The sequence below is a fragment of the Streptomyces sp. WM4235 genome (assembly GCF_001279725.1).
Classification (GTDB): Bacteria; Actinomycetota; Actinomycetes; order Streptomycetales; family Streptomycetaceae; genus Streptomyces.
In genome coordinates, this window is record NZ_LGDE01000031.1 from 1 (window position 1) to 11,344 (window position 11,344).

The 11,344-nt window shown below is 66.9% G+C and carries 11 protein-coding genes and 4 pseudogenes; 8 read left to right on the plus strand and 7 right to left on the minus strand.

The window, feature by feature from the left end:
• Positions 1-744 precede the first annotated feature (744 nt).
• From ADK55_RS38325 to ADK55_RS04855, 3 genes and pseudogenes are all read left to right on the plus strand, one after another.
• Positions 745-1,233 carry a hypothetical protein gene (locus ADK55_RS38325; RefSeq protein ID WP_159041279.1) on the plus strand — a complete coding sequence of 163 codons (489 nt, stop codon included), beginning with the start codon at positions 745-747 and terminating at the stop codon, positions 1,231-1,233.
• Between the two features lie 387 nt (positions 1,234-1,620).
• Positions 1,621-1,755: a hypothetical protein gene (locus tag ADK55_RS40390; protein WP_267887332.1), complete on the plus strand. Its 135-nt coding sequence runs from the start codon at positions 1,621-1,623 to the stop codon at positions 1,753-1,755.
• A gap of 112 nt (positions 1,756-1,867) precedes the next feature.
• A pseudogene (locus ADK55_RS04855) lies at positions 1,868-2,616 on the plus strand (transposase family protein).
• A 73-nt stretch (positions 2,617-2,689) separates the two neighbouring features.
• Here ADK55_RS04855 and ADK55_RS04860 read toward each other — a convergent pair.
• Positions 2,690-3,835, minus strand: a complete 1,146-nt coding sequence (locus ADK55_RS04860; RefSeq protein WP_053676207.1) for an SMI1/KNR4 family protein — start codon at positions 3,833-3,835, stop codon at positions 2,690-2,692.
• Between the two features lie 287 nt (positions 3,836-4,122).
• Here ADK55_RS04860 and ADK55_RS40865 point away from each other — a divergent pair, with 287 nt between their 5' ends.
• Complete coding sequence (locus ADK55_RS40865; protein WP_420713593.1) at positions 4,123-4,539, plus strand: hypothetical protein; 417 nt, start codon at positions 4,123-4,125, stop codon at positions 4,537-4,539.
• On the opposite strand, the gene ADK55_RS04870 is transcribed toward ADK55_RS40865, so the two are convergent.
• Positions 4,459-4,968, minus strand: coding sequence for a winged helix-turn-helix transcriptional regulator (locus tag ADK55_RS04870; RefSeq protein ID WP_053676209.1), 510 nt, complete (start codon positions 4,966-4,968; stop codon positions 4,459-4,461). The genes ADK55_RS40865 and ADK55_RS04870 overlap by 81 nt on opposite strands.
• A gap of 92 nt (positions 4,969-5,060) precedes the next feature.
• Between ADK55_RS04870 and ADK55_RS04875 the strand changes: the two genes are divergently transcribed.
• The 4 genes and pseudogenes from ADK55_RS04875 to ADK55_RS04885 all read left to right on the plus strand — a co-directional run.
• On the plus strand, positions 5,061-5,825 hold the full coding sequence (locus ADK55_RS04875; RefSeq protein ID WP_053676210.1) for a methyltransferase domain-containing protein: 765 nt from the start codon (positions 5,061-5,063) through the stop codon (positions 5,823-5,825).
• A gap of 283 nt (positions 5,826-6,108) precedes the next feature.
• Positions 6,109-6,792 carry a DUF6879 family protein gene (locus ADK55_RS40655; protein ID WP_324611168.1) on the plus strand — a complete coding sequence of 228 codons (684 nt, stop codon included), beginning with the start codon at positions 6,109-6,111 and terminating at the stop codon, positions 6,790-6,792.
• A pseudogene (locus ADK55_RS39545) lies at positions 6,789-6,890 on the plus strand (transcriptional regulator); the annotation flags it as partial. The gene ADK55_RS40655 and the pseudogene ADK55_RS39545, both read left to right, overlap by 4 nt.
• Before the next feature lies 1 nt (position 6,891).
• Positions 6,892-7,287, plus strand: a pseudogene (locus ADK55_RS04885) (Tn3 family transposase); the annotation flags it as partial.
• Between the two features lie 75 nt (positions 7,288-7,362).
• Here ADK55_RS04885 and ADK55_RS04890 read toward each other — a convergent pair.
• The 5 genes and pseudogenes from ADK55_RS04890 to ADK55_RS04905 all read right to left on the minus strand — a co-directional run bounded on the left by ADK55_RS04890 (position 7,363) and on the right by ADK55_RS04905 (position 11,207).
• Positions 7,363-7,791: a hypothetical protein gene (locus ADK55_RS04890; RefSeq protein ID WP_234349895.1), complete on the minus strand. Its 429-nt coding sequence runs from the start codon at positions 7,789-7,791 to the stop codon at positions 7,363-7,365.
• 169 nt (positions 7,792-7,960) lie between these two features.
• Positions 7,961-8,245 (minus strand): annotated as a pseudogene (locus ADK55_RS40660) (transposase); the annotation flags it as partial.
• Between the two features lie 57 nt (positions 8,246-8,302).
• Positions 8,303-8,737, minus strand: a complete 435-nt coding sequence (locus tag ADK55_RS04895) for a hypothetical protein (RefSeq protein WP_159041280.1) — start codon at positions 8,735-8,737, stop codon at positions 8,303-8,305.
• 422 nt (positions 8,738-9,159) lie between these two features.
• Positions 9,160-9,999: an inositol monophosphatase family protein gene (locus ADK55_RS04900; protein ID WP_053676213.1), complete on the minus strand. Its 840-nt coding sequence runs from the start codon at positions 9,997-9,999 to the stop codon at positions 9,160-9,162.
• 575 nt (positions 10,000-10,574) lie between these two features.
• Positions 10,575-11,207 (minus strand): TetR/AcrR family transcriptional regulator, encoded by a 633-nt coding sequence (locus tag ADK55_RS04905; RefSeq protein WP_053676214.1) that lies wholly within the window; start codon positions 11,205-11,207, stop codon positions 10,575-10,577.
• Positions 11,208-11,344 lie beyond the last annotated feature (137 nt).

Genomic DNA, 11,344 nt, shown 5'->3' on the forward strand with positions numbered 1-11,344 from the left:
ACCCCACCCCGAGCTCAGTCACACACCAACTTAACCACACACAAGTGTGATTGCAGTACTAGCCCGAGCAGGGCCTGGTGCTCGTTCTCGTTGACGGCCAAGTCCCAGCGCACTCTGGCCCCTACCCACGTCGCGGCGTACGTTCAGTGGTAGGAGCCGTCGGAGGGTAGCCGCTCGGCCGGGTCATTGTCGGCCTTGGACCGGTCGGAGGCGGTGATAAGACAGTTCGGGGCCGCCTGGTCCGTCACGTAAGTTTCCCGGAGGGGCTGCCGACCAGGGCCCACTGGGAACAGCCTTTTCCGGACTCGGCGATCCAGGCGCACAAGTGCGCTCTCTCGCCTTCGTGTCAGTACACGACCTGCGCAACTATCGATCGATGACAGTACGGACACACGCCCCGGATCTCTCACCTCAAGGCAAGTGACCCCGAACACCTGTGGCGGGTGTCGTAGCCGCTGGAACCGTGTGCATCTCCAGTTGCCGACGCACAAGGCCGGAGGGAGCATCGAATTGAGAGCCAGGCAGCCAGGCAGCCAGGATCTCAGGTCAACCTTTCACCGCTTGGCAGGTTTCCGGGCATGACTGGGGCCACTATGAGCATCTGCGGCGCCGGCGCTTCTCACCGGTTGCGAGAACGACTGATGGACAGTATGAGCCTGCCTAGGCTGGTGCAGGCGATGGATCTGTAAGTCACTCAACCAAGACTCCAGGCGCACGATGCGGAGATCGCGAGAAGGAAACGTCATGACTAGGAAGACGGTTGACGTTACGTTGGCGAGCATAGCTAACACGGGTATCAATCGAATAGGTCCGATGGGCGTCATAGTTGTCCGCACGGTCCGCGCGGTAGACGATGAGCAAGTGTTTCAGTCTGGGGGCCTATACGCCAGAGCAGAGGGGGAGCCAATGCATCCAAGTGGGGTACAGGGCCTTGCACCGGGCGAGAGTCTCACATATAACGTCACGCAGCGGCTTGCCGTTTCCCAATTCGAAGAGGAGAGCGTCGGACACCTTAATCAGATGCTGATACTCGACCCTGATTTGATGCAAAGAATAGTAGAAAGCGGAACGGTCACCAAAGTCCCATATTTCGGCTGCTCCAGGCGCCGTATACGCTTTGACGACATCGATGGGTTTCAGGCAATCGATTGCCTCCACAACGCCTCCTTCGGCACCCAGGAATGTAGATTCACCGCAAGCTACACGGTGAATCTCATTTCTACTTCCGGGTAGCGCGGTCGACGCGGTCGACTCTTGGCCTTCGTGAGAGACCGGCCGGAATCGCTCGGGTAGCCATGCACGGCGAGGACATCGGCAGGGCCGGCCACGCACGCATGGACTGGGGGCGGCTGAGCGTCGAGCAGCGCTGGCCGTTGGCCGCCTCGGTGTCACCCCCCCCACTACCTTCTTGGTTACCCCGTAATGGGGCGCCCGGCCTTCGGAGTCGGCGTGATCTCCCCCCGGCGATCTCATGGCCTGTAGGTGGTGTCATCGGCTCCGGAGGCATTGAGAGCCCGCTGATCAGGGGCATGACCATCGGGCTTTTCGTAGTTTCGGGAGGCTCTTCGGCATGTGGATGTGGCGATCGGTGCCGTGGGACGAAAGCGACCGGAGGGAGCTGTGATCGACATCAGCGGCTCCGGCGCTTTCCTGCGCCTGGACGTCCGCAAGGGCGAACACCACGCCACCGCCGTCACCCCGGCTTCGAAGTCCTGCGCGATGCCATCGAAGCGAGCCGATCGACCGATTCAGTGAGCTTCTTCGAGTTGGCCACCGATCGGGTGATGGTCGTGAAGCGCAATGAACGAGGCCCCCGAGCTGTTGATCGAGATGTCTGACGTCTCAATCACGTTGCTCGGGTACCTCGTTGGTCATCCATCCTGCCGCACTTGACCTGCCGCATGCGCTCGTGGAGTGGGTGACCATGCTGGTTGTCACTCGTGAGGGCGACCGGCGCTGCAAGCTCCGTCCGTCTCAGCGGGCGATGGTGGCACTGGTGTACCTACGAGAGCACACCACTCTTGCGAAGATCGCCGCCTGGTTTCGGGATCAGCGAGTCCACCGCCCACGCCTACACCCGCGCGGTCGCTGACCTGCTCGCCGAACGAGCACCGGGTCTGCTCAAGACGCTGCGAGCACGATCCCGACTTCGTCCTGCTCGACGGCGCCCTCGCCGAGTGCGACCGGGTCGGCGACGGCCGGGTCGACTACTCCCACAAACACCGGCGCCACGGCGTGAACGTGCAGGTCGTCACCGACCCCGGCGGCCGGCTGCTGTGGCTCTCGCCCGCCTTGCCGGGCCGCACACACGACCTGACCGCCGCCCGTACCCACCGGATCATCCGGATCTGCGAGCGCCAGGGTGTTCCCATCCTGGCCGATCTCGCCTACCAAGGTGGCGGACCGTGGCTGACGACCGGCATCAAACGCAAGCCACTCCAGGAACTCACTCCCACCGAAAAGACCCTCAACCGGGCACTGGCCGCAGCTCGAGCGCCCGTGGAACGCGGTGTCGCGATCCTGAAGTCCTGGCGGATCTTCCTCAGGTCCCGGTGCAGCCCCAACCGCATGACGTCAATCGCCAAGGCCATCCTCACGCTGGAGCGGCAACGCTGAAGATCCTTAGTGAGCGCTTCGTCTGGCGATAACCGCCGCATGAAGCGCTCACGCGGAACCGAAACCCCTGGGGTCAGTCCTGATCCTGGCTGTACTGGGCCGCGTACCAACTGGAGTCGATGGCGGGGTTGCGCAGCGCCCCCCAAAATCGGTCGTCAGGTGTCGGTGGCAGGGGCTGATTGCCCAGGTCCGCATGCAGATCCGCACGCCAGTCGAGAGTGAAGTGACTCCGGGTCTCCGCGCTCTCGCACACGGACCTGTACGGGGACCCCCAGATCCCGAGGGCTATTTTCTCCGCGGCCCACCTGCGCGTGTGGTCTCGGCCGGTGTCGGCCTGTGCGAGCACCGCGCGGAGTCGCAAGGCGAGCGGGCCGGTCTGGTCAGGCTGCGGCAGGGCCACACCGCACTCCCACGCGTCCAGGGCTGTCTTGACCTCCAGGTAGTTGTTCAGGCCCGTTTCGACCGCCAGTCTGCGCAGCTGCTTCCGCGCGGCCTCGACCACCTGCTCATACGGCAGGGTCGCGATCAGTGCACCGAGTTCCTCATGTCCGTCCAGGTGGCTCACGTGGAGGAGGTCGGTGGGACTGTAGGACAGGTCCAGCTCTGGCAGCTGCTCATCCGGTGCGGGAAGGGGCTCGTTGGCACTGTACTGCGGCTTGGCAGGCGGACGCGCCTCCCAGAACAGCCGGCCGTTGAAGGTGACGACACCGGCGTCCTGGCCTCGCTCAAGCGTGCCGGCCAGTTCGGCCAGATACTCACCCAGCGAGTCGACCTCTCCGAAACTGGTGCCGGTCTCGTCGAAGAACCGCCCGATCGCGCCGAAGGAGTCCCGCCCGGTACGGCAATCCATCAGAAGACCGTCCGACGTCACGTCGTAAGAACCGAACTTCACGTAATCGTGAAGCCAGTAGCCCTCGGTCTCCCCGTCGAGGCCCTGGTCGATGCCGCGCATGAACCCGGTGTCCCCGAGGATTCCGCTCACTCCGAGCAGCCGGTCGCCCGTGCTGAAGCGGAAAGCCTCAGGTCCCTCCAGCGCCCCGTTGTGCCGTTGGAGTGAAGCGACCAGGTCCGGAGGAAAGGTGACCCCCAGTTCCTGTTGCGCTGCTGCGATCTCCTCGTCTCCTGCGGGCGGCCGAAGCGTGGCAAACGTGCGGGGCGCGTGCTCGCGCAGCCACGCGTCGATGCGAGTCCATGAGTCCTGGACCAGGTCTGATGTCATAGGGCCGACCTTAGAGTCAGCGGCTGACAACAGCTTGATCGTCGCTCACCGGCCTTGCCGCCGGGTTGGCGTTCAGGCCGGCAAGCTCGAGTGGACCCTTGTCCCGGCTCACCAAGCTGCTGGCACCGGACGCTGCGGCCGCCCACTCGACACTGAAGCGCTCAGTCGCAATCACCCGATCGGTGGCCAACTCGAAGAAGCTCAGTGAGGCGTGGTTCTTCTTTCATGAGCTGTCCATCCGTAACCAGATCCCGGGCACCGTCGTCGATGTCGCTGCCGGTGCGGCCATGGCCTCGGTCAAGGTCGACGTGAACGGTGGCGGCCTCACCGCCGCGATCACCGCCGGACGCCGTCAAGGACCTCGGCCTCAAGGCGGGTTAAGTTGCAGGTCAAGGCGAATGTCGGGGGCATCGAGTGAGAAGTTTCGGTCGCCTGCCTGTCGAGCTGGTCGGCGAGTCTGCGGGTGGACAGCAGACCCGTGGTGGGATCCAGGCAGGGGAGAGCGAGTGGGAGCCACAGGGATTGTCGGAGTCGGGTGTTGTATCGGGTCAGCCGGCGCCGCCGCTCGGCGACAGTCTCCGGCGCACCAATCACCTGCCCGAGGACCTTGGCGCCCGGCGGCTTCAGGTTCCTTGCCCGCGCGCGGCGATAAGCGGTCCCAGGAGCAGTGTCTTCGGCCCTGTGCGTCCTCCGGGACCGGGTAGTTGGGTTGTGGAGGTCACCGTGAGTGAATCCCCGCAGGCGTCGCAGGTCACGACCGGCGTGGCGATGTGCCCGCAGGCGTCGTGGTGGATCCGGGCGGGCGGCCCTGCGGGATCCGCGTACCACTTGTCGCCCCAGGCCATCAGTGTCAGCAGGACGGGGTAGAGCTCCCGGCCCTTCTCCGTGGCCACGTACTCCTCGCGCGGGGGGCTCGCCTGATATCGCTCGCGCGTGAGCACGCCCTCCTCCACCAGCCGGGCCAGTCGCGCCGCAAGGACCTTGCGTGAGAGGCCGAGGTCCTCTGCCAGCTCGTCGAAGCGCCTGATGCCGACGAGGACGTCCCGCATGATCAGGGCCGTCCAGGCGTCGCCGAACAGGTCGGTCGCGCGGGCGATCGAGCACGCGACGGAGGAGAGGGAGGTACGGGCCACGCTCCCACCGTAGCGCCTATGGGTTTCCTAAGGGAACTCGTCAATGTTAGGTTCCTTGAGGGAACTTGACCGGATCGCCGAGGGAGTCCGCCATGGCCAGCGCCCCGCACATCGCACTCGACTCGGACGCCTTCGGGGCCGTCGACGGCCGTCACATCCGTGCTCTCGCCTTCCAGTCCGTACGCGTGGAGTACCTGGACCGTGTGATCGGGGAGTCGAATATTGTCCCGTCGGCCGGCAGGGCGCTCGTCGTGGGCAGTGGACGGGGCCTTTTGGCTCGCGGCCTCGCCCGGCTCGGGTTCGAGGTCACCGCAGCCGACGCGTCACACGCCGCGACGGTCCTCGCCCTGGAGGCGGACGACGGGCCGGGCGTCACGTACCTGACGGCACCCGCGGAGGAACTCGACCTACCGGACAGCTCCTTCGACCTCGTGTACTGCGCCGACACCCTCGAAATCACCGAACGGCCGGATGCGGTCCTCGCGGAGGCGGCACGCGTACTGCGACCCGGCGGCGCTTTCGTCTACGACACCGTGAACCGCACACTCGTGTCCCGCCTCATCTACCTCGGCGCCTTCCAGGCCTTCCCGGGCACACGGATCATGCCCCGTGGCCGCTACGCCGCACAGCGGCTGCGCCCCCCGGTGGAGATCGCACGGGCGCTCGGTAGGGCGGGGCTGACCGCGAGAGACGTCTCGGCGTTCAAGCCGCGCGATGTCCGCAGCCTGGTGCGGGCGATACGCGGACGTCGTAGCGGCACACTGACCGACGAACAACTGCCGGACTCGGTCGACATGGTGCTTGACCCGGGCGGGAGCCCGCTGGTGACGTACCTGGGGTACGGAGTTCGTCGGTGATGAGCCCCATCGCGGGCCCGGGGGGCCTCTGGGTGCAACCTCCGCGCTGAACGCAAGCTCACGGTGAGGCGCTGCTGCTGGGCCACACCGGCCGAGTCATCCCCCGCATGGGCCCCGAGCCCACCGGGCTGTGGCCGACCCGCGGCAGCGCCTCGCCCATGGCAGTGCATAGCAGATCCCCGGCTTCGGGCATACCCGCAGCGGTGTCGGAAAGGTGCGTGGAGCACAGAAGTGCACTGAGCGGCCCGGGCGGCCGTACCTGGAGGGAGCGGATTCGTGATGAGTGACAAGCCCTCGACGAAGACCATCAACGGGCAGCGCGGCGGCCAAAGCGACGTGGAGCTTCCCCAGGGCGCCACACTGGTCATCCAGTTGGAGGGGAACCCCGCTGCCGGCTTCGCGTGGACCGCAGGCAAGGTCGACCCGGCATTGCTCGATCTGGTCGGCAGTCGAGGACATCGCCCACCTGTTCGCCGAGTTCCAGCACACCGCGTTCCGGCTGGAGACCCGCCGCGGGTACGCCACCGACCGGGCCGGCGCGCGTTTTCAGGCGTTCATGCGCGGTGTCGACCCGGCGCCGGAACCGGACAACGCGTGGCACGTCAACGTCCGCGAGAGGACCGTGCAGGGCGGCCGGTTCTCCCGCGTGCGGATCATCGACGAGCCGCCGACCGACGGCCAGCGGTTCCTGATGGCCTCCGCCGCGGCGAACGCATCGATGGGGGAGGACATCCGCGTACTCGCCCGCGCGCAAGCCGTGCACCTGGAACTGCCCGACTACGACTTCTGGTTGTTCGACTCCCGAGTATTGGTTCGCTTCCACATTGACGAGCAGGACGTCACGACCGGCGTCGGGGTCGTCGACGACCCCGCCGACGTCCTCGCTGCCTGCCGGGCCCGTGACCGCGCCTGGCCCCTCGCGTCCCCTCCAACCGAGGTGTGGACGCAGGTACGTTCATCCGTGTGAGCACGGACTTCCAGAGCGCCAGGATGGCCCTCGGCGCGCGCCTGCGGGAACTGCGCGTCGAGACCGGCGTGAACGGGAAGGGCTTCGCCGCCCGGATCGAAGGACCTGACCACCTCGGTGATCGCGCTGTTGGTGTCCGAGGCGTGCAACATCCGCATGACCCCGGTCACCAACCCCGGCCACGACGCTCTCACCCGTACCCGGCTGGTCCACGTTGACCAGTTCTACCTCCGGGGCGACACCATCGCCGCGGCGAACGCGATGCTGATCGAGGCCCAGTCCCAGGTGCCGGTCGTGCCGTATTGGGGCGACGGTCTGCTGGCCTCGGTCGACGGACCGCGGTTCGTCGTCCCGGTCCGCACGGTCAGCGCGGCGCCGTCCCCGAAGCACTTCGGGTTCAAGCGCGGCATCACCTGGCTCAATGCCGTCAACGACCAGGTCGCCGGGATCGGGCAGATGGTCGTCCCCGGCACCCCGAGCGATTCCCTTGCCGTTTAACCTCTGCGAGCAGGGGACTTGCTGGTCTAGGGGTTGTCGGGGCAGTCAGCCGCGGTCCAGGTCGCGATGAGGTCATGGCAGACGACGGGTGAGTGAGCTGTTCCAGAACGCGATCTCGTGACGGCAACCGTTCTGGTGGGGCAGGACCTCGTCGAGGATGACCGTCCCGACGGTCACCCAGTCGGTGTCCTCGATACTTCCGCCATCGAAGCTGGAGACACCTATGTAGCGGATGACCAGGTCTTCGTCGTGCTTCCAGCAGTTGTGCCGGAACTGGATCTCCATCTGCTGGTCGTCAGCTCCGACGCGGCGGATGTGCTGGACCGCTAGATCCTTCACGCACCGCTTGCTGTAGAAGTCGTAGTGCTCTGGCGCAGTGGCGAATGCCCGGGCCCCGGCTGGCAGATCGTCAGCCAGCGACGGCAGACGCTCCAGGTATCGAGCCGGGGATATGACGCCTGACAGGTTGCCGACCTGCGCATCCAGATTGATGTATTCCATCGTCCTTCGTTCCCGCTCGTGGCCCTGTTGGCCGACGAATGGTCGCACGACTTCCATGCTGTCGGCCGGGAGTTTCACGCTGCCGTACTCGGTTCAGAGCTGCGTCTTGGTTTGGTGCCGACCTTGTAGTGTGCGGGTCGGGTGCAGGACTCGCCGGTGGCGAGGACTCGTCCGACGTCGTAGCGGGCCGCCGGCTCATCGAACCGAGCGGGCGGCCGGGGCCGGGCCGTGTGGGTTTCGGTGCACCGGCTGGTGTGCCCGTCTTCGCGTGCAGGTTCCTGAACCCCCGCCGGACCCGGGCCGGGGTGAGCCTGTTCGCTTCCGCGGTCCGCTCCCGTGGCCGACGTGGATCCTGAGCGAGTGGGCGGGCGAGACAGAGCTGAGCGTGTGCGGCCAGGACGAGCCAGGTCCAGCGGTCTGCCGCCGCCGAGTCCCGCAGTTTCGGCTTGGTCCAGCGTATGTGGACGGCCCCGGCCATGTCTCCCGGCACGGTGACGCGGCGGCTGAATCGTCAAGCGGAATGGCCGGATCGGGATTCGGGCTTCCGGATGAACGGTGCGCGCAGCAGCCCTGTCATGGCCACGCACATACCGAGAACGCCCACCGCCGCCAGGAGGGCCGCCGGCGACGGTCGCACCATGAGCCGCAGAGCGAGCGGGCCCATTGCGCCCGCGGATATCATTCCGGTAAGCGCGACTGCCCAACGCAGGATTCGCGAGATGGTGCCGGTGAACGCGATGAGTCCTCCTGCTACCGCGGTGACCACGATCGCTGTCACCAGCAGCGTTCCCCAGGGCACACCGGGCGTCTCGGGCCCGAACTCGTCCCGACGTGTCGCGCTGCCGGCGGTCCATACCCACAAGGTGGCGCCCAGGGCCATTTCGCCGCCTGCGCAGTATGCGAGGTAATACCACTTCGTGTGGCGTACTGCGGTGCTTTTCCCCACAATTGATCCTTAGTTCAGGTTCGCGACGAGAGAGCCTACATTCCGGCGAGCATCCAGCGACGGACGGCCCCTTTGGTACCCCCGTTCGCCGCTCGTGGGCGCGTCTGCAAAGCGGTTCGACCGAACCACCTCCATGGGCATCCCTACAGGCGGCCCCGTGCCCTGCCGAACGTCAAGAAGTCTGGGCAGGAGGGCGCCGGTCGAGCATCGGGCGAAATGTTCCGACCAGAACATTTGTGGCTGGATCCTCGATGGCGGGCCTTCTGCACATGCTCAACATGCCTGAACAACCCATGGGTATCGATAAGGCACATAGATCTCAGGCCACTTGCCTCGTGTGCCTCACACCTCCATGGCGCCCTAGACAACCCAGGAACCGGGAGGCGGGACGGTGTGGTGTTCCCGGCGCCGGGCAGTGCCCTCTATCGCGATCGGCATGCCGGGATCCCCTCCGTGGCCGCCCATGGGGTGCCTGTGGTGGTGGCCTTCAGGATGTCCAGGAGGGCGTCGCGCAGGCCGGGCGTCGTCGCGATGGTGGTGAGCGAGGCGGGGGGGTGCGGGCTGCCGTCGGTGTCCATGACGATGGCGCCGGCCTCGCGGGGGAGGACGACGCCCGCAGCCATGTCCCAGTCGTGGTTGCCCAGGGTGATGGTGGCGTCGAGGGTGCCGTCGGCGACGAGGGCCAGATCCACGGCGGCGGACCCGAGCATGCGCACGCGCTGCGCCTGCTCGGCGAGGTACGCGTGGATGGCGAGGGCGACGCGATTGCGCTCGGGGCCGTCGGGGCCCGTCCCGTAGTCGCCGACGGCGATCATCGCCTCGGGTAGCGTGCTGGTGGCGGCGGCGCTGATGCGCCGGCCGTCGCGATACGCGCCCATGCCCTGGGCGGCCCAGTAGCGCCGGCCGATCAGGGGCAGGTGGATCACGCCGAGGATGGACACACCGTGGTGGACGAGCGCGAGGGAGATCCCGCACAGCGGCAGGCCGCGGATGAAGTTGGCGGTGCCGTCGACCGGGTCGATGATCCAGTAGGTGTCGGCGTCGGCGTCTCCGCCCTCTTCTTCGCCGACGAAGCCGATGCCGGGGGCCGCGTTCAGGAGGGTTGCCCGGGCCTCGCGTTCGATGGCGAGGTCGACGTTGGTGACCATGTCGCGGTCGCCCTTGGCGGTGATCAGGTCCGGGGTGAGGTCGCGGAGCTGCTGCTCGGCCCGTTCGGTGACCGAGCGGGCGAGGTCGAGCAGCGCCGGGAGTTCGGGGCTCATGCGGTGAGGGCTCCCTTCGGAGCAGGTCGGGTAAGGGCGGTCTCGGCCGTCAGGTAGGCCAGAGCTCCTCAGACGGCCGGCCTGGCCCTGTCTCTCATGCAGTCATCTGACCGGACTGGGGCGACGGCTGGGGGTCCCATGAAGCCGGCTATTCACCGCAGACGGAACCCCGCATCGACTCGATCAGGCTCCCCCGAACAACCCGTCATTGCGGACGTCAACGCCAACAGCGCACCAACCAGGCGCAGGCGTCAACGCATCGCTTGGAGCCCGGCCTCATCCCCTCGGAGAATGATCACCCTGGACGTCACCGGACGTCACCGGATCCGCGTGGCCGGCCGGGGCCCTCTCGCGTGGACCGAGCTCCACTACCGCCGCTGTTCTGGCTTGGAAGTCGGCGGCGATCAACGGGCCAGAGACGAGAGCGCTTCAGTTTCCGGCAAGGTGTTTCTCCACCCGCGCGACGAGGTCGGGCAGGTGGAGGGTTCCATCGAGGACGAGTGGCGCCACGCGGCCGGTTACAAGGCCTGCCTCGTACCAGCGGTGGTGACGGCTGAGCTGTGGAGGGGGCTTCGTTACTGGGGGCCGGTTTGGGAGAGTTGGACGAGGCCGGCGCAGATGAGCCGGATGCTGCGGGTGAATGTGTCGTCCTCGGTGTGGGTGGAGGCGGCCACGGTGAGGGGAAAGCGTGCGGGGAACGTGGCGGCTTCCCCGGCGCTGATGTCCGCGGTGGGGGGCTGGCTCTGTTCCTGGAGGACGAAGCCGGTGGTGTGGCTGAGGAGGGTGTCGGCTCCGATCGCCGCGTGCCCGGCGGGGATGCCTGCGGCGTGCAGGGTTTCCAGGAGACGTTCCATCAGGGACAGGGCGCTGGTGCTGAGGAGTTTGGGGCTGTCGGCGAGCAGGGGCGCGCCGCCGGGGTGGAGGCGGATGCTCTCGCGGAGGGCGGCGAGCTGGGCCTGGACCTTGTCCTGCCAGTCGGCTGCCGGGTCGAGTGCGGACAGGGCCGCGGTGCCGGCCTCGTAGGCGTGCTGGGCGACGCGGTCGGCCATCAGCTGGATCAGGACGCTCTTGTTCGGCACGTGGTAGTAGAGGCTTCCGGCCTGCGCGTCGAGGCGCTGGGCGACCTTGCGCATGGACAGACCGTGGTAGCCGGATGCGGCGAACTCGGCCATGCCCGCGTCGATGATCCGCTCTCGAGTCAGCTTCATGGGGGCACCCTACCCGGAGATTCTAACACTGTTTGAATTGTGGGGTGGGCGGGGCTACTGTCATCTCGGAAGGACGCGAGCGGCGGACCGAAGGGGGGTGGTGGCGATGGACGCGCTGGGGTTCAACGTGACCACGG